This window comes from Azospirillum cavernae, assembly GCF_003590795.1.
Classification (GTDB): domain Bacteria; phylum Pseudomonadota; class Alphaproteobacteria; order Azospirillales; family Azospirillaceae; genus Azospirillum; species Azospirillum cavernae.
This window is the reverse complement of sequence record NZ_QYUL01000004.1, coordinates 395,307-413,445: the sequence shown is the minus strand read 5'-3', so window position 1 is coordinate 413,445 and position 18,139 is coordinate 395,307. Positions and strand designations below refer to the sequence as shown.

The window sequence follows — 18,139 nt, the reverse complement described above, 5'->3', positions numbered from 1 at the left end:
AAAAAGCAGGCGCGTCCCTCAGTTCGCCCCCATCGCGGCGAAATGGGCGCGGATGCGCTCCGGGTCCGGTTCCACCCCGGTGAACAGGCGGAAGGCGTCGCTGGCTTGAAACACCGCCATGCCGCCGCCGTCCAGCGTGCGGCAGCCGCGCGCGCGGGCTTCGCGCAGCAATTCGGTTTCCAGCGGGAAATAGACGATCTCGGCGACCCACAGGCGGCTGTGCAGCAGCTCGGCGGGCAGCGGCAGGCCGGGGAATTTCGCCATGCCGGTGGGGGTGGCGTGGATCAGCCCGTCGGCCTGGGCCATCGCCGGTTCCAATTCGGCGATGGCGTCGGCCCGGCCCGCGCCGAAACGGGCGTTGAGCTGCTCGGCCAGCGCGACCGCGCGCGCCGGGTCGGCGTCGAACAGGCTGAGACGACCGACGCCCAATTGCAAGGCGGCGTGGGCCACGGCGGCCCCGGCGCCGCCCGCCCCCAACTGGACGACGCGGGCGCGCGGCACGTCGCCCAAGCCGCGCCGGAAGCCTTCGGCGAAGCCCGAGCAATCGGTGTTGTGGCCGACGCGACGCCCGCCCGACAGCACCACCGTGTTGACCGCGCCGATGGCCCGCGCGTCGTCGGACAGCTCGTCCAACAGCGGGATGATCGCCTGTTTGCAGGGGTAGGTGATGTTCAAGCCGGTGAAGCCCAACCGCTCCGCCCCCTCCAGCAGATCCGGCAGCGCGTCCACCCCGACCTGAAGCTGGTCAAGGTCGATCAGGCGGTAGATGTAGCGCAGGCCGAGCGCGTCGGCCTCTTGCTCGTGCATCGGCGGGGTGCGCGAGGCTTGGATTCCCGCGCCGATCAGGCCGACGATGATGGAGGGCGCGCGGGCGGGGGCGGGGGCGGAGGCCGGGGCCGGGATGGCGTGCGGTGCGTTGGTCATGATGGCGTCTTTCCGAAGGAACGGAATGGTCGGGTCAGTCGAGGTAGCGTTCGGGCCAGCGGTCTTCGCGAAGCTGGGCCTGGACCGCCATGCGGACGGACGCGTTGACCGCGCCGAACTGGCGGTAGCCGCCGCGCCGCTCCACCACCTCGAAGAAAAAGCGGTCGCTGAAACTGTCGGTGTAGGCGTGCAGGAACTCGCCCTCCTCGTCGCGGTCGTAGAGCAGTTCGCGCTGCTTCAGCGCCGCCAGCGCGTCATCGTCCAGCGGGTGTTTGACCGCGAGATCGTCGTAGTAATTGGCCGGGATCGGCAGGAACGGCACGCCCGCCGCCAACCCGGCCTCGACCAGCGGGCCGATGTCGGGGCTGGAAAAGGCGATGTGATGCACCCCCGCCCCGGCGGTGGCCCCGACGAAACGCCCGGTCGCCGTGCGGCGGCTTTCCGAAATGTTCAGCGGCAGCCGCACCCCGCGCCCCGCCGTCGCGCCGGGGCTGACCAGCGCCCGGCTGCGGATCAACCCGTAGGGATCGGGCAACTCCCACAGGCTGTCCGGCAGGAAACCGAAGACGGCGCGGTAAAACAGCACGAAGCTGTCGAGCCGCCCGAAGGGCAGCGCCTGGGCCACATGGTCGATGCCGGTCAGCGCGCCGGAGGCGCCGTTGTCCGTCTCATCGCCCGGCAACATGTGGAAGTCGTCCTGCCAAATGCTGCGCCCGGCGGGATCGTCCCCGGCGGGATCGTCGTTGACCAGATAGATCAGCGTGCCGTCGGGCGCGCGCAGCGCCGGGATGCGGCGTTCGCCCGCGCCGACGCGCTCGCGCCAGGACAGGCATTTCAGCGCTTCGGCGCGGGCCATCGCCCGTTGCGCGTCGTCCACGCGAAAGGCCATGGCGCAGACCGAGGGGCCGTGCATCTGGAAATGCTCCGACGCCGCCGAATCCTCCTCGCTGTTCAGCACCAGATTGACCCCGCCCCGGCGGTAGAGATCGACCGCCTTGGAGCGGTGATGACCGGCGTGGCGGAAGCCCAATTGGACGAGCAGCGCCGCCAGCGACGCGCGCGCCGCGTCGTCCACGGCGAATTCCAGAAACTCCACCCCGTCGCAGACCGGCGGTTCGGGCAGGCCGGGGCCGTATCCGGCCTCCGCCTCCGCGTGAATCAGGGAGCGCAGACCGTCCAGCGCGGTCAGCCGGGCGGGGGCGGCGCGGAACTCGTCGTTGAAGATCTCCAACGACAGCGGGCCGCTGTAGCCCGAATCCAGCACCGCTTTCAAAAAGGGCGTCACCGGCAACTGGCCCTGGCCGGGGAAGTTGCGGAAATGGCGGCTCCAGGACAGCACGTCCATCGACAGCTTCGGCGCGTCGGCCAACTGCACGAAAAAGATCTTCTCCCCCGGCAATGCGGCGATGCCGGAAAACTCGTCGTCGAGCGCCAGCGTGTGGAAGCTGTCGACGATCAACCCCAACGCCGGGTGGTCGGCGCGCTGGACGATGTCCCAGGCCTGCCGCCAGCGCTTGACGTGGCGGCCCCAGGCCAGCGCCTCGTACCCCACGCGCAGGCCCCGGCGCTGGGCGCGGTCGGCCATCTCGGCCAGATCGGCGGCGGCGCGGGCCGGGTCGTCGATGGCGTGCGGCTGCACGTTGGAGCAGACCAGCACCAGATCGGTTCCCAGCGCCTCCATCACGTCGAATTTGCGTTCGGCGCGGTCGAGGTTGCGGGCGCGGATCGGGTCGGGCATCGCCTCGAAATCGCGGAAGGGTTGGAACAGGGTGATGGCCAGCCCCAGCCCCTCGGCGATGCGCCGCACGTCGGCGGGGGAGCCGTCGAAGGTCAGCAGATCGCTTTCAAAAATCTCCACCCCATCGAATCCGATGGTGGCGGCCGCCTCCAGCTTTTCCGGCAGGGTGCCGCTCAGCGAGACGGTGGCGATGGATTTCGCAAAGGCGGGGGTGGGCATCGGACGGCTCCTGACGCTGTGGGCGGCGGAAAGGGGGCGGGGAGAGGTGGTCAGGCCCGCCCGGCCTGCTCGTCGATCAAGCGGGCGACGCGCCGCAGCGCCAGCCCGTAACCCTGCGTGCCGAACCCGGCGATCACCCCATCGGCCCGCGCCGAGACGAAGGAGTGGTGGCGGAACGGCTCGCGCTTGTGGACGTTGGAGATGTGGATTTCGATCACCGGGGCGTCGAAAGCGTTCAGCGCGTCGAGGATCGCGACGGAGGTGTGGGTGAAGGCCGCCGGGTTGATGACGATCCCGCCCGCGTCGTTCCGCGCCTCGTGAATCCAGTCGATCAGCTCATACTCGCGGTTGCTCTGGTGGAAGCGGATGGCGAGGTCCAACTCGCCCGCCAGCGCGCGGCATTCGGCCTCCACGTCGGCCAAGGTGACGTGGCCGTAAATCTCGGGCTGGCGCTTGCCCAGCAGATTCAGGTTCGGCCCGTTCAAGATATAGACAAGACGGCTCATGCGATCTCCTGCCGGGGCTGGATCGGTGACGGGACGCGCGGAACGGAGGGGGGAAACGCGGCGCGGATCGCGCCCGTCCGGTCAGTGATGGGCGAGGATTTCGCCCAGGAAGCTGCGGGCGCGCGGGTGTTTGGGCGCGCGGAAGAAGCTCTCCGGTTCGGCCTCTTCCAAAATCTGGCCTTCGGCCATGAAGATCACGCGGTCGGCGACCTGCCGGGCGAAGCCCATTTCGTGGGTGACGCACACCATCGTCATGCCGTCGCGGGCCAGACCGACCATGGTGTCCAGCACCTCCTTCACCATTTCGGGATCAAGGGCGGAGGTCGGCTCGTCGAACAGCATCACTTTGGGTTCCATGCAGAGCGCGCGGGCGATGGCGACGCGCTGCTGCTGGCCGCCCGACAGTTGGGCCGGGTATTTGTGGGCGTGTTCGGCGATGCGCACCCGCTCCAGATAGCGTTTGGCCGTGGCCTCCGCCGCCGCCGCCGTGACGCCGCGCACCCGCATCGGGGCCAGCGTGCAGTTTTGCAGCACCGTCATGTGCGGGAACAGGTTGAAGTTCTGGAACACCATCCCGACCTCGCTGCGCACCGCGTCGACGCTGCGCGTGCTGTCGTCCAGCCGCACGCCGTCCACGATGATCCGCCCGGTCTTGATGGTTTCCAGATGGTTGACGCAGCGGATCAGCGTGCTTTTGCCCGACCCGGAGGGGCCGCACAGCACGATCTTTTCCCCCCGGCGAACCGACAGGTTGACGTCGCGCAGGGCGTGATAGGCCCCGTACCATTTGTTCACGTCCTCCATCACGATGAGAGGATCGTCACCCGAAGGCGACGCGGCGGCGGCGGTTGACGGCATGGCGCGGATGTCCTCGCACGGGAAGAGGGTGGCGGGGTGGGGCAGGAACCCCTGCGCCGCCGTTGAACAAGGAACGGCGGCGCAGGGGCGGCGGTCAGCCGACGGTGAAGGGGACGCCCTCCAGCGTGGTCGGGAATTCCGGCGGGGTGAAGCCCATCCAGGTCTGGTAGATCTTGGCCAGTTCGCCGTTGGCCTTGATCGTGTCGATGAAGGCGTTGACCGCCTCATTCCATTCCTTTTGGCCCAGACGGGTTCCGGCCCCGTTGTATTGGCGGACGAAATCGAGCTTCCGCTCATAGGCGCCGGGCTGGGATTTGTTGAGGCGCAGCGGGTAGAACTGGTTGGCCCCCACCGCCTGGACCTGACCCGACAGCAGCGCCTGGATGGTCGCCGCGTCGTCGTCGAACCGGCGGATCGTCGTGCCTTCCGGGGCGACCTTGGTCACGGCGGTGTCCTGCGCGCTCGACCGGGCGACGCCGATGGTGAAATTCTTCATGTCGGCGGGGGTGGCGATGGCCGTTCCCTTGGCCGCCACCAGAATGATGTCGTTGGCGGCGTAGGGCTTGGAGAATTGGATCGCCTTGGCGCGGTCGGGGTACATGCCCATGGTGGCGAACAGAATGTCCACCCGCCCCGTCACCAGCGCCGGAATGCGGTTGGCCACCGCCGTCGCCATGAATTCCACCGGAACCCCCAACTGCTTGCCGAACAGCTTGGCGACGTCGGCGTCAAAGCCCTCCTGCACGCCTTGGGAGTTCAGGAAGCCCCACGGCGCGTTGTCGCCCTGGATGCCGACGACCAGCTTGCCCTTGCTCTTGATGTCGGACACGGTTTGGGCGGCGGCGTCGCGCGGCAGGGTCAGCAGCGCCGGGGCGGCCAGCGCGGCGAGGCCGGCCCCCAGAACGCTGCGGCGGGTCGGGCGGAAAATCGGCGTGTCGGTCATGGTGGCGCTTCCTCTGTTTTTTGCGTTGCGGGTGGGCTTGGAACGATCAACGGGCGGCAGCGCGGGCGATCCGGCTTTCGACGCGCATGCCGTAGAGCGACAGCGGCCAGCACAGGGCGAAATAGATCGCGCCGACGACGGAGAAGACGAGCAGCGGCTCATAGGTCTGGTTCGACACGATCTGACCGGCGCGGGCCAACTCGATGAAGCCGACGATGGCGGCCAGCGAGGTTCCCTTGATGAGCTGGACCAGAAAACCGATGGTGGCGGGCAGGGCGATGCGCAGCGCTTGCGGCAGGATGACGTCGCGCATCCGGGGGACGTAATGCAGCCCCAGCGCCTTCGCCGCCTCGAACTGGCCCTTGGGCAGCGCCTCGATGGAACCGCGCCAGATCTCGCCGAGGAAGGCGCTGGCGTGCAGCGTGAAGGCGATGGCGACGGCGACCCAGGCGGGCAGCGTCAACCCGATCAACCCCAGCCCGTAATAGATGACGAACAGTTGCATCAGCAGCGGCGTGCCTTGAAACACGGCGATGTAGCCGCCGGTGATCCGCCGCAAGGCGCGCGAGGTGGAGGTCCGCGCCAGCGCCACCCCCAGCCCGCCGATTCCGCCGCCGACGAAGGCGATGGCCGCCAGCAGCACCGTCCATTTCAGGCCCTGGATCAGAAAGCCCAGCTCGCCCAGACCGAATGTGGTTCCCATGTCAGCCGCTCCTATCGGGTCGGATAGTCGAAGTAGCGGCGGGAGAAGACCGAGAAGCCGGTCATCAGCAGCCAGGAAATCGCCAGATACATCAGCGTGATGGTGAAATAGACCTCGAAACTGCGGAAGGTTTCGGACTCGATCCGCTGCGCCACCGAGGTCAATTCATAGGCCGAGATGGCCGAACAGATGCTCGACGTCAGGGTCAGCATGATGAACTGGCCGGTCAGCGATGGGTAAATGGCGCGCAGGGCCGGTTTCAGCACGATCATGCGGAACACCTGCCCCTTGTGCAGGCCCAGCGCCAAACCGGCTTCGATCTGCCCCTTGTCGATGCTCTGCACCCCGCCCCGGATGATCTCGATGGCGTAGGCGCCGCCGTTCAGGCCAAGGGCGATGATCGCCGTGACCGTCGGGTTCAGCGTCAGCCCGACGTTGGGCAGGGCGAAGAACAGGAAGAAGATCTGCACCAGAAAGGGCGTGTTGCGCACCAGCTCGACAAAGGCGATGACGATTGAGCGCAGCCAGCGGCGCGACGAGCCGCGCGCGACGACTCCGCCCACCCCGACCGCCAGCGCCAGCGTCATCCCGGACAGCGCCAAGCCGATGGTGCCCAAACAGCCCCACAGCAGGGATGGCAGCGCGTCGAGCACGACGGTGAAGTCAAGTGTGTAGCCCAAAGGCGCGTCCTCCCCTGCGGATCATGGTCGGCGGTGCGTGGATCGCGGCTTGGCCGCCGCTTTTGCGTCGCCACGCCGGGCGACGGATCAGAATAAGCCGGTCGAGGCCCGTGAACCCTGTCGGGGACGACCGCCGCCGTCTGAAGGATCAGCAGCCCGCCGCGCGGCCTCGATAAAGAACGTACTGGTTCGTACATTTTGGCGCAACTGATTTCTGCCACGAACAATCTGATTCTTGATTGTCCTTACACTGATTGAGTGTATGGGCGGCTATCGCCCGGAGATGGGGGCAGGCGCGCGCACGGGATATGGCGCGCAGGGGCAAGGATCGGCGCGACCGTCAAGGACGGGCCGAAAAGCGACGCGGCCTCGGCGACGGTTGGTCAGTAATGGAACCGGCAGGCTGCGATCACCAGGGTTTGGCTGTCGCCCTCCCCCATGACCGTGTAGACAAGGCGGTGTTCCCCGGTGATGCGGCGGGACCACCAGCCCTTCAGGCTGTGTTTCAGCGGTTCGGGCTTGCCGATCCCTTTGAAGGGGGTTCGCTTGACGTCGCGAATCAGGTCATTGATCCGGCGCAGCATGTCGCGATCCGCGTCAATCCAATGCTGGTAATCGTTCCAGCCGATGTCCGTGAAGGCCGTTTTCATTCCTCGACGAGGTCGCGCTCGACAAGGCGTCCCTCTTCGGCCTGTTGGATCGAGGCAAGCAGGCGGGCGGCGTTGGCCGGGCTGTGGAGGAGATGAAGGGTTTCCTCCATGCCCTCAAACTCTTCCAGGGACATCATGACCACCGACCGACCGCCTTGGCGGGTGACGACCAGAGGCGCGCGGCTGTCGCACACCTCGTCCATCAATCCGGCGAGATTCTGGCGGAGTTCGGTGTAGCTGACATGGGCCATGGCGGATTCCTGTCTGGTTGTTCAGGCCAGCGTCGTTGGGACGGCGATCTGAAGCTGTAGACCGATCACGTACAAATTTCTGTACACCTTGCACTGTGCCTTTGGATAAGGCCGGAGTCAATGGCCGGAGGCGAGGCGGAGAAAAGCGAGAGAACCAACATAAGTCATTGATATGTATAATATTTGACATTTTGGTCCAATTGGTTCATGACACCAGCATCGGGGCGCTTGGCGCCGACCGCGCACGGATGATGGCATGACCGCTGACGACCCGACGACGCCCCCAAAGCCCGGGCGCAAGAACAACCCGGAAGCGACCAAGCAAAACATCCTGGACGTCGCGCGGGAGGAGTTCGCCAATCTGGGCTTCAGCGGCGGGCGGGTGGACGCCATCGCCGAGCGGACGCGCACGACCAAGCGGATGATCTATTATTATTTCGGCAGCAAGGAAGGGCTGTATCTGGCCGTTCTGGAAAAGGCCTACAGCGACATCCGCAGCATCGAAAACACGCTGAACCTGGAAGATTTGGAGCCGGAAACGGCGATCCGCACCCTGATCGACTTCACCTTCGACTATCAGGAGCAGCACGAGGATTTCATCCGGCTGGTGAGCATCGAAAACATCCACCGGGCCGAACACATGAAGGCTTCCACCGTCATCGGCAATCTGAACGTCACGGTTATCGACACGATCCGCAAGATCCTGGACGCGGGCCGGGCCGCTGGACTGTTCCGGAACGCGATCTCACCGACGGATCTGCATCTGATGATCAGCGCCTTCTGCTTTTTTCGGGTGTCGAACCGCCACACCTTCACTCTGATTTTCCATCAGGATCTGGCCGCCCCCGACACCCGCGCCCGCCACAAAGGGATGATTGGCGACGCGATCATCAGCCTGCTGAAATCGGAGGGAAGCGGCGCGGAACCCCTCAAAACAAAAGGCGCATCGTAGCCACCCTGGATTGTGGCTGGTTTCAATCAGGGCGTGAACGGAATATGGCTCAACCGCGCCACGTTCGCGCTGCGTGATCGTGACCAGTCTGTCGGCACAGTTCCCGTTCCGGGCACCACCATGTCGTAGGTTGTCGACAGCAGCCAATCGCCATTGTGGCTGATGCGGACGACCCATCCGGCGGCTCCGGCATGTCCGGCCGCCGCGCCTGCGTCCGGTTCATGGCCGTGAACGTGCCAGTTTCCTGCGGTTGGGTCGCTCCATTCAAATTTAAACCCGCGTTGGGTGCGTGGCTCAAACTGAAACAGGTTGGTGCAATTTGCTGGAATGAGGGCGGACAATTGCGCCCAGTCAATCCGCCCGCCCGCCCCGCGAAGAGCCTCAAACTCAGCGCGGGTGTGGTCTCGGGCGCCGCCTGTGGGGAGCCAATCGTTCAGGCCAAACATATCGGCCAAGCCCCCGACCTCCACGCGCTGAATCGTCCCCCGCGCGGCGGGCGAACTGTGACGGGCGCTTTTCGCCTGAGCAACCGTTGGGCTGTTCATGCTTTGAGGACGATTCCATGTCGGAGGAGCCGCGAGGCGACTGTCCACCGGGGCCACGCCCGCTTTTCGCTGCGCCGCTTCTGGTCCAAAGCGGGTGAGGGGGGGCGCTGGATGCTTGGCTTGCGCGACGCCCTGGCCTTGACCGGCGTTCTTTGGAAGCAGCGCAAGCGCGGCTCCGAATCGCGTTCGCGGCGGCGGAAGCGTTCGGGTGTTTGGCGTTGGCGCGGAGAGCGGCTTCGGTTGCGCCAGAGTTGGGCTTCCGGGCCGCGCGACCCGAGATTGCTTTGACGACATGCCCGCTTTCCACTCCAACATGGGGTCAAGGACACTGACCGCTCTGATTGGCGAAAGAGTGACTCATTCCGCCATTTTAGGCGAGTCCTTCCGTTTCGCGCGCTCCGCCTCTCTCTCCAGCCGCGTCAGAGAAACCCGATGGAAATCCATGGGATCAGCACGATCAACAGCGACGCGACCAGAGTCGTTCGGGCGGCGTCACAGCCGCTTCAGATCGTCGATTTCCAGCACCGTTTCCGGCAGGGTCAGCGCCATCTCGTCAAAGCTCCGCAACAGGACGCGCGGGTTGCGGTCGCTCCCGCAGACCCGGTATTCGAGCCGAACCGCTTCGATCCGCCGGGGCAACATGCGGTCATGGTCGCTGATGAGCTGCCAGGCGAACACGCAGGTGTTGGCCGCGTCCTGGGCCACCGCGTAATCATAATCGCCGTAACGGTTGCGGCGGGCGCCGTCGGCCACCTTCACCGTCATGCCGGGAAACTCGCGGGCCAGCGTGACGGTCAGGGTCTGGGTCGAATACAGCGGCACCGGGAAGACGCGCGGCGGCTGGATCAACGCGCCGACCAGACTGTCGGGCAGGGTGTGGACGTCCAGCGTCAGACGGTTTTCGCCGGGCAACGTCGTCGGGTTGCCCAACACCACCATGTACGAGGTGTAGATCGCCCCGGTCGTGCGCGTCCGTCCCGCGACGATGGGGAATTGCGGGCTGTTGGGCAGCGTCACCGGCAGATCGGCGGGGGCGAGCCGCCGCCATGGGTTGGGCGCCTGGGTCAGATTGTTCTCGACCCACCCGGCGCAACCGGTGACGGCCAAACTGGCGGTTAGGATGAACGCCCGCGAAAGCCGTGAACGACCGAACATGCTCGCCCCTTCACCAGTCATGATAAATGGTCTTCCAGGTGGTGGAGAGGCCTTCGCGCGATTCCTCGGTGCTCAGACGGTCGTCGAGCGACTTGAACAGCGCGTAGGCCTGATCCAGCCGGTGCAGATTGTACAGGGACCAACCGCGCAGGATGCCCAGATTGCGCGGTTCCGGCTCCAACTCTTTGCGGGCGTCGAGCAGGCGCAGCGCGTCCAGATAGCGCTTGTCCTCCAACGCCCGGTTGGCTTCGGTGGCCAGCAGGCTGGCGCGGATCTCCGCCTTTTGCGTGGTCGTCAGGTTGGCGCGCGGCAGGTCGCGGGTCAGTCCGGCGACGTCGCCGGTCGCCAGCCGCGCCACCGCTTGGCCATAGGCGTTTTCCTGCGCCGGGGTGGCGTTGTCCTCCAACCCCCGGTCGCTGTTGGCGCGGCGGCTGGTGGGTTTGGCCGGCTTGTCGCTTTTCGCCGGTTCGCGGGCGGCGAGCGCCTGGGCCTCGACGAAAGCGGCCTCCGCCTCGGTCGGGCGCTTCAGCTCCAGCAGGCACCAGCCGCGTTGTTGGACCAGGGCGGCGGTCGGGCCGCTGCGGGCGATCATCCGCTGAACGGCGTTCAGGCAGCCGGCGAAGTCATTGCGGGCCAGCGCCATGTCCAGCTCGCTCGGTCCCTGCGGGGCCGCCGGTCCGCCGCCGGTTCCGCCGCGCGGCGGGTCGGCGACGGCCTTCAACGCTTGATCGACGCGGCTGGATTTGCCGCGCCAGGGGGTTCCGGCCTCGCGCGCTTCGGCCTTTTTGCCCATCCCGGCCAGCGCCAGGATCAAGCCCTCCGCCGCCTTGTCGGACGGGGACCAGCCGTTGGCCTCGGCGAACCAGGATTGCGCCTCCGCGTGTTTTTTCTGGCGCTGGAAATACCAGCCAAGCGCGATGGCGGCGTCGGCGTCCTGTTTGTCGCGGGTTGTCTGTTCGACTCGGCTCAGGTCGGCGGCGGACAGGGCGCCCCCCTTGGGGTTGCCCAGCCGTTCCAGCAGACGGCCGGATTCCAACTCCCCCTCCACCTTGCGGACGGTGGTGTAATCCTCCCCCGCCGCCGGGTTGGCGGTGGCCCCGATGGCGGTCAGCTCGCGCAGTTGCTCCGGGCTGAGATAACGGGACGCCTTGAAAATGGTGTCGCGCCGCTCCTTGGCCTTGGGGCATTGGCTGACGATGGTCTTGTAGCGGTCAAAGGCGCGGTCGGTCTGCTTCAACTCGGCGTAGGCTTCGGCCAGCCGCCACGCGTTGTCCAGCCGGTTGCAGGCCACCGCCTCCGGCTGGGCGGCGGCGGCGTCGATCACGTCCTGCCAGCGTTTGGTGTCGCTCGCCCCGCGCAGGCGGTTGGCCCCCTCGGCGACGTCCAACTCTTGCAACAGCTTGGCCGACGGCTGCCAGGAGGGGCTTTGGCGGCGCTGTTCGGCGATGGCGGCGCGCGCCTCGGCGAATTTTCCCGCCGACAGCAGCGCCCAGAACGGGCTTTCATCAACGCCGGGGGTGGCGGCCTGCGGGGTGAACAGATCCTTCGGCGGCTCCCAACTGGGATCGAGCGCGCGCAGCCGGGCGATTTCCGCCTCCAACCGCTCGACGTCGCCGATGCGGGCGTAATAGCGCAGGGCGGAATCATCCATCGCGCCGGGGGCGGCGGCGGGACCGCTGCCGGGGGCGGGGGCCACATCAACCTTCACGCCGGGGGCGAGCGCCCGACCGCCGGGGGTGGACGCGGCCAGCGCCGTTGACGCGCCCACCGACAAGCCGATCAAGGCGGCGCCGAGCAGCGGACGGATGAGACGGTTCATGGCGCGATTCCCAGACTTTGCGCGGCCAGCGCCGACAGATGGGCCAAGGTGGTCGAAAAATAATCCTCGGTCGCGGCGAGCGGCGGCACGGTCACGCTGTTGCCGGTCCCCGCCAGCTCGCAGGCCAGCCGATAGACCGCCAGCATGCCGACCGAGGCCGGAACCTGCGTCGTCGTGCCGCCGGGCAGCGAGACGGTGGCGGGGATCGCGTCGCCGCCGGACTTGGCCGCCAGCATGGCGAAGGGGCGGAAATAATAGGGATCGCGATAGCCGTCCAGCGCCAGATACAGCGGCGCCCGCACCGCGTCATAGCCATATTGCTTGCGAAAGCCCTCGGCCACCGTGACGCCGCCCTTGGCGTCCAGCGTCAGCCAATCGGGCGGCAACTGATAAGCGCCAAAGCGCGCCTTGGCCAGCAGCACCAGCCCGCTGTCGGCGACCTTGCGCCACAGGGCGGGATCGGGCAGCAGCGAGGCGGGCAGGGCGGCGAAGGCGCGCAGCGCCGGAAACACCCAATAGCTGAGATTGAGGGTCAGCGAATCACCCTTGCGGAAGCCGTCGCGTCCGGGCAGCAGCACGGTCAACCCGGCCTGTTCGACCACCACGGCGGCGGCCAGCGCCTTGACGATGGCGACGGCGGCGGCGCGGTAGGCCTCGACCTTCCAAACCTCGGCGGCGCGCAGCAACCCCCAGGCGATCAGGATGTCGCCGTCCGACGCGTTGTTGCGGTCGGTCACGCCGCCCTCGGGCTGCCAGCGCCACGCCGCCAGCCCATCGCCGCGCACCATCAGATTGCGTTGGGTCCAGCCCCACAGCCGATCAAAGGCCGCCCGGTCGCCCGCCGCGACGGCCAGAAGCATGCCGTAACCCTGCCCTTCGGAATGGCTGACGTCTTTGTTGCCGGTGTCGACGATTCGGCCCTCGGGCCGCAGGAAGCGGTCGGCGTAATCGCGCCACGCGGCGGCGTCGAACGGCTTGGCCCACAGCGGCGGAACGCCCGCCGCCGCCGTGGTCAGCAGCGCGGCGGTTCCCCCGATCAGCAGGTCGCGCCGGGTCGGCGTCATGGTCCGTCCTGTTCCTTGTGGTTCCGTTCGGCGTGGCCGCCGCGCAGCAACATCCGCATGCTGACCGTCAGGACCACCGCCGTTCCCAGCAGCAACCCGAACAGCAGCTCCAGCCGCTGCGAGAGGTTGCGCGCCAGAATGAGGATCACGTTGCCAATGTCAAAGGGATTGAGAATGATCTGGTAGGGGCGCGGCGCCTCCAGAACCGTCATCGACGGCGACACGCTGCTCCACAAGCCGCCGCCGCCGCGCAGCTTGTCCCACAAGCCGCCGTCGCCCAAACTGCGCAGGGCGCGGTCCAGCGACCGGGTGTCCGACGCGGTCAGCACCGTCCAGGTCAGCGCCTCCGACCCCGGCGCGTGGTATTGCAGCAGGGCGGCTTCCGGCAGGGTTTCGGTGTTTTCGGTCAGCGCCACCACATCCACCGGCGTGTCCACCACGGTCCAGTGGTTGACGTAGCGCGCCACCATGGCCATGCCGCGCCGCGCCCAATCGGGCGCCCAGCCGCTGGTCGCGCTGGCGCCGCTCTTGCCGTCGCCAGCCATGCGCTGCCAGCGGTTTTGCGCGCCGCCGCTGTCCACTGGGGCGCTGACGGGGGCCGGGCGGGCGGCGACTCCGGCGCGGCCATTGGCGCCGACGCCCGTCCAGGCGCCGCGCAGCCGGTCCACCAGGGCGCGGCGTTCGGCGGCGGCCATCGGTTCGCCGCGCGCGCTGGCCTGGGCGATCAACGCGCCCGCCTCCAACAGACCGGCGAGCCGGTCGGCGGGCAGCGGCGCGCTGGCGAAGGCGGCCTGCGGCAGCGCGGCGACCGGGCCGACGATCAAGGCGTTGCCATCGGGCGCGCCGTCCCAACCGACGGCGGGAACCAGGCGCAGAAGATCGCCCGAGCGTTGGGCCAGCCGGGCCGCCATCGTCCAGGCCGCGCCGAACCAGGGCGCCTCTTTCCCCACCACGACCAGATCGAAGGACGGCGCCGGATCCCGCCCGGCCATTCCGCCATAGGGGTAGGCGGTCTGCGCCGTGGTGGCGAGGTTGGGCAGCGTCACCAGCCGGGCGAAACCGGGGATTTCCAGGCTGGAATTGTCCTGCAAGGTGAAGCGGGGCCGCCGCACGGCGAACACGCAATCGGCGCCGCTGGCTGGCGGCAGTTCGGCTTCGATGTCGATGATGTTCGGGCCGGGCCGGAACAGCGTCATCGGCAATTGCATCTCGCCGTTTTCGATGGCGCCGCTGGATCGTTTGTCGATTTCCATGGCCGAAGCGGCGCGCCCGTTGACGCGCACGTTCAAAATCGCGCCGGGGCCAAGATTGCCCTCGAACGCGCCATTGACGTGGAACAGAACGGCGCGGTCGCTGACCGGGGCGTAGCCGGTCGGCAACGTCAGCGTGACATGGCCGGTGTAGCGGTAGCCGTCATGCTGAACCGTGGAAAAACCAAGGTCCGACAGGCGGTAACGCCCTTCCTCCTGCACCTCGCGGGGTGGGGCGGCGGACGCGCCGACGTCGGTGACGATGACCGCGCTTTGCGTCGGCAATGGACGGTTGACGTCGGACAGCCGGGCCACCGCCTGATCGACCTCCGCCGGATTGCGGCCCGAGACGACGGCAAGGAAGGCGCCGGGCGTGGCGCCGGCTCCGGGGACCGGGCCGGGAACCGGGTACACGGCCAGAAACGGGCCGGTGATCGCCGCCGCCCGCGCCTCGCCCAGCAGCGGGGCGATCTGGTCGCGCGTACCGATCAGGATGTTCTTGCTGCCGAGGCCGGGCAGGCTGTCGAGCGCTGGCGGGGCGCTTCCGGCTTTCCCGAGCGGGATCGGGCGGGCGACGACGCGCGGCGACTGGTCGCCCAGCAGCAGGCCGTAGGATTGCGCCACAATCGCGCCCCACCCCAGATGGTCCGCGTCGATGTCGGCCCCGGCCTTCAGGATCGTCAACGGGTCGCGCGTCCGGTCCGAGGCGACCAGCAATTGCCGCATCATCGCCAGATCGGGTTCGGGGGCCGTCCCCTCGGCCTCCAGCGTCAGCGACGAGGCGGCCAGATTGACCCGCGCCCACAAATCAAAGGTGCCGCGCACCGTGCAGATCGCCCGGTGCTGGGCGTTGGCCTCGAAAACAATCTGATTTTCGCCGGGCCGCATCAGGCTCGCGGGCAGGGAGATGGCGGCGTTGACCGGCCCCTTGAAGGCCGCCAACGGCAGTTCCGCCACCGCCGCCCCGTTGATGAAAACGGCCAGCGTGCCTTTTTCCGGCAGAATGTCGATGCCGTTTTCATAGGACAGCGTCAGCAGCACCGACGACAGCGGCCCGGTCGGCGGGATGAAGACCCGCAAGGCCACACTGTCGGTTTCGCCGTTCAGAACCGCTTCGGGCGGTCCGTCGCGCAAGTTCGACAACGGGATGACGCGGCGGTCCAGCGCCTGGGCCGCCGTCGCGCACAAGGACAAAAGGACGGCGAACAGCGCCGCCCACAGGCGAAACGGTGACGGTGGGATCATGGCGCCCGGAACATCAGGATGCGGCCAACCGCGCCCGGCAAGGCCAGCAGCACATGGCCCAACCGGGGCAGGACGCGCGTCAGGAAGAACAGCAACCCGCCGAAAAAGGTCGGGGCTTGCACCCGCTTGCGGTCCAGGAAGCTGTCCCAGCCAACGCTGTTGCCGAAGACGAAGCGGGCCATCTCCACAATGTCTTGCCGGTTGCGCGGGGCGAAGCTGGCCCCGACGGACAGGATGCCGCCGCGCATCTCCAGCCGTGAGACGCGGACGCCGGTGGTGGTCGCGGCCTCCGTCTCGGTCGCGGTGATGGTCAGGACCGGGGTGTCGGGGTGGGTCAGCCGTTCCCGCCAGCGCGGCTCGACGTCCAACCCGACGCCGCCCGCCGACACGTCGGCGACGGTCACGTCGATCCGCGCGCCGTCGGCGAAGAGCAGAACCGCCGGGCGTTCCATGGTGAAGCGTTCCTGCCGCCGCACCCGCTTGCGTTCATAGACCACCGCCAGACCGCCAAGCGACAGGATGAAGCTCAGGCCGTTCCACACCGCCACCGGCACGATGGCGGCGCGGTGTTCGGGGTACATGCCATAGCGCCAGGCGCACATCGCCAACCCGAGGGCCAACACCAGCGTGACCAGGATGAAGGGGGTCGCCAGCGGCGAAAAGCCGTCCTGTTCGACCGATTGCCCCTTGGCCGTCACCTTGAACACCGGGTTGCGCGGGCGCAGGAAGGTGGCCAAGGCGGCGCGCGAGACGTGGAAACTTTGCAAATACTCGTACAATTCCGAAAACAACGGCCAACGCATCCGCCCATGCAGGAATTGGGACAGGAAGGCGGCGGCGAAGACGTGCGGAATGACGAAACAGGCGAAATCGGGCAGGTTGATCCGGTAAATCTCCATGCCGAACAGCGCGTAGCACAGCGGCGACAGCAGGAAGATCGGGCGCCAGAACCAGAAGAACCAATAGAGCATGGTGCTGAGATAGCACAGCCGTTGCGGCACGGTCAGGCCGCGCTTGAAGATCGGGTTCTTCAGCAGGAATAGCTGGATCATGCCTTGAGTCCAGCGCGACCGCTGCATGATGAAGCTGTCGAAGGTTTCCGGTTGCAGCCCGGCGATCAACGGGCGCGGCAGATACACGCTGTGCCAGCCGCGCGCGTGCAGCTCCAGCGCCGTTTCGCAATCTTCGGTGATGGTGTCGCCGGAAAATCCGCCGACCTCTTCCAGCGCGGCGCGGCGCAGCACGGCGGCGGACCCGCAGAAGAAAGAGCCGTTCCAACGGTCCAGGCCGGGTTGGATCGAGTAATAGAACATCTCGTTCTCGCTCGGCATCCGCTCGAACGTGCCAAGGTTGTACTCGATGGGGTCGGGGTTGACGAAGAAATGCGGGGTCTGAACCAGAAACAACCGGGCGTTCTGCTGGAAAAACCCCACCGTCGCCTGAAGAATGCCCGAGGTCGGGACGTGATCGGCGTCGAGGATCAGCATCAGATCGCCGCTGGTCTGATGAAAGGCGTGGTTGATGTTGCCGGCCTTGGCGTGCTCGTTGCGCGGGCGGGTCATGTAGGTGACGTGCAAGCGCTCGCACAGGGCCATCAGCGTCGCGCGCCGTTCGCGCGCCGCCGCCGCCGCCGCCGGGTTGGCGTTGGCCAGCTTCTGATCGGTGCCGCCATCGTCCAGCAAATAGATGCGCAGCTTGTCGCGCGGATAGTCGATGGACACGGCGGCGGCGAGCGTCGTCTCCAGCAGCTCCGGCTCTTCGTTGTAGGACGGGATGTAGACGTCGACCGACGGCCAGAAAGCCGGGTCGCCGGTCGGCTCCACCGGCTCACGCGTCAGCGGGTCGATGATGACGAAGAGGGAGGTGAGGAAGAGGACGAAGGACAAGGCCTCGGCGGCGAACAGGATGACGCCGGGGATGAAGTTCAACAGATCATCCGCTGGCGGCAGGGTGCCGGTGAGGCGCCAGAAAAAATACCGAAATGTAACAAAGGCCAGCAACAGAACCGTCAGGGTGCGGGCGTGCCAGAATTTTTGCGCAAAACGGCCCAAGACAAAGGCGGCGGCCACCACGCCCACCGAAATGGCGGCGCTGGCCACGCGCCCGACCGGCAAAGCGGCAAGCGCAAGAAAGAACCCAGAGGAAAGCAACAGAAGAACCCACAGAAGCAGCGTTCGTATGGTGAACCGGCGGCTGTGTGGGCTTGGACGCCGATTCGTCTGTTGCGTCGCATTGTTCAGAGGTCGAACAACCGTTTGAACGCTTGTGGAGGGTATCATACGAGACCACAGAATTGCCGTGTTCTTACCATAGACAGTTGCATCGCCAAGGCTCAAGCATCGTTACAATTCGCTACGAAAATGAGATAAACATTGCGCAATTGCCGCGCATGCTTTTTGTCTCTCGTCCGTAGACGGTTGCGAATCGTTCAGCAGGCCAGCCGATCCCCCCTTTTTTGGCCAGCCTGGTGAAACGTCATAGACGAATCGGTTCAGCAAAGAATTGGTTCAGTGACGAATCGGCTGGGTTGAGGGCGCCGATGATCGGTGGTCGCCGCGTTCCTGCCTTGCGTGAAAGCGGGGGCTGTCGAGGGTGACGGCGGCGGGATTTGCCATCATGGTGCGGGACCGATCCGCA

Annotated in this window: 16 protein-coding genes; 1 reads left to right on the top strand and 15 read right to left on the bottom strand. The window is 66.9% G+C overall.

Going from position 1 to position 18,139, the window contains the following annotated elements:
• Window positions 1–18 precede the first annotated feature (18 nt).
• The 9 genes from D3877_RS25015 to D3877_RS24975 form a co-directional block, all read right to left on the bottom strand.
• Window positions 19–924: a shikimate dehydrogenase gene (locus D3877_RS25015; RefSeq protein WP_119833500.1), complete on the bottom strand. Its 906-nt coding sequence runs from the start codon at window positions 922–924 to the stop codon at window positions 19–21.
• A 34-nt stretch (window positions 925–958) separates the two neighbouring features.
• The gene (locus tag D3877_RS25010) at window positions 959–2,881 is read right to left on the bottom strand and encodes a bifunctional sugar phosphate isomerase/epimerase/4-hydroxyphenylpyruvate dioxygenase family protein (protein ID WP_119833499.1); all 1,923 of its coding nucleotides are present in this window, start codon (window positions 2,879–2,881) and stop codon (window positions 959–961) included.
• Window positions 2,882–2,931: 50 nt separating this feature from the next.
• Window positions 2,932–3,387: a type II 3-dehydroquinate dehydratase gene (gene aroQ / locus D3877_RS25005; protein WP_119833498.1), complete on the bottom strand. Its 456-nt coding sequence runs from the start codon at window positions 3,385–3,387 to the stop codon at window positions 2,932–2,934.
• 81 nt (window positions 3,388–3,468) lie between these two features.
• On the bottom strand, window positions 3,469–4,245 hold the full coding sequence (locus D3877_RS25000) for an amino acid ABC transporter ATP-binding protein (protein WP_119833497.1): 777 nt from the start codon (window positions 4,243–4,245) through the stop codon (window positions 3,469–3,471).
• Between the two features lie 94 nt (window positions 4,246–4,339).
• Window positions 4,340–5,188, bottom strand: a complete 849-nt coding sequence (locus D3877_RS24995) for a transporter substrate-binding domain-containing protein (protein ID WP_119833496.1) — start codon at window positions 5,186–5,188, stop codon at window positions 4,340–4,342.
• A gap of 46 nt (window positions 5,189–5,234) precedes the next feature.
• Window positions 5,235–5,891: an amino acid ABC transporter permease gene (locus D3877_RS24990; protein ID WP_119833495.1), complete on the bottom strand. Its 657-nt coding sequence runs from the start codon at window positions 5,889–5,891 to the stop codon at window positions 5,235–5,237.
• A gap of 11 nt (window positions 5,892–5,902) precedes the next feature.
• Entirely contained in the window at window positions 5,903–6,571 is a 669-nt protein-coding gene (locus D3877_RS24985) for an amino acid ABC transporter permease (protein ID WP_119833494.1), read from the bottom strand.
• A gap of 383 nt (window positions 6,572–6,954) precedes the next feature.
• Window positions 6,955–7,221, bottom strand: coding sequence for a Txe/YoeB family addiction module toxin (locus D3877_RS24980; protein WP_119833493.1), 267 nt, complete (start codon window positions 7,219–7,221; stop codon window positions 6,955–6,957).
• Window positions 7,218–7,472, bottom strand: coding sequence for a type II toxin-antitoxin system Phd/YefM family antitoxin (locus D3877_RS24975; RefSeq protein WP_119833492.1), 255 nt, complete (start codon window positions 7,470–7,472; stop codon window positions 7,218–7,220). Before D3877_RS24975 ends, D3877_RS24980 begins: the two co-directional genes overlap by 4 nt.
• 256 nt (window positions 7,473–7,728) lie before the next feature.
• Between D3877_RS24975 and D3877_RS24970 the strand changes: the two genes are divergently transcribed.
• Window positions 7,729–8,424, top strand: a complete 696-nt coding sequence (locus tag D3877_RS24970) for a TetR/AcrR family transcriptional regulator (protein WP_119833491.1) — start codon at window positions 7,729–7,731, stop codon at window positions 8,422–8,424.
• A 26-nt stretch (window positions 8,425–8,450) separates the two neighbouring features.
• Here D3877_RS24970 and D3877_RS29615 read toward each other — a convergent pair whose 3' ends face one another.
• From D3877_RS29615 to bcsA, 6 genes are all read right to left on the bottom strand, one after another.
• Window positions 8,451–8,870: a polymorphic toxin type 30 domain-containing protein gene (locus tag D3877_RS29615; protein ID WP_338014632.1), complete on the bottom strand. Its 420-nt coding sequence runs from the start codon at window positions 8,868–8,870 to the stop codon at window positions 8,451–8,453.
• 591 nt (window positions 8,871–9,461) lie between these two features.
• Complete coding sequence (gene bcsN, locus D3877_RS24965; RefSeq protein ID WP_238475068.1) at window positions 9,462–10,124, bottom strand: cellulose biosynthesis protein BcsN; 663 nt, start codon at window positions 10,122–10,124, stop codon at window positions 9,462–9,464.
• 10 nt (window positions 10,125–10,134) lie between these two features.
• On the bottom strand, window positions 10,135–11,943 hold the full coding sequence (locus D3877_RS24960) for a hypothetical protein (RefSeq protein ID WP_119833490.1): 1,809 nt from the start codon (window positions 11,941–11,943) through the stop codon (window positions 10,135–10,137).
• Window positions 11,940–13,007, bottom strand: coding sequence for a family 8 glycosyl hydrolase (locus tag D3877_RS24955; protein ID WP_119833489.1), 1,068 nt, complete (start codon window positions 13,005–13,007; stop codon window positions 11,940–11,942). Before D3877_RS24955 ends, D3877_RS24960 begins: the two co-directional genes overlap by 4 nt.
• Window positions 13,004–15,502, bottom strand: a complete 2,499-nt coding sequence (locus D3877_RS24950) for a cellulose biosynthesis cyclic di-GMP-binding regulatory protein BcsB (protein WP_119833488.1) — start codon at window positions 15,500–15,502, stop codon at window positions 13,004–13,006. The genes D3877_RS24955 and D3877_RS24950 overlap by 4 nt, the downstream gene beginning before the upstream one ends.
• Window positions 15,499–17,781, bottom strand: a complete 2,283-nt coding sequence (gene bcsA, locus D3877_RS24945; protein ID WP_119833487.1) for a UDP-forming cellulose synthase catalytic subunit — start codon at window positions 17,779–17,781, stop codon at window positions 15,499–15,501. Before bcsA ends, D3877_RS24950 begins: the two co-directional genes overlap by 4 nt.
• Window positions 17,782–18,139: the final 358 nt, after the last annotated feature.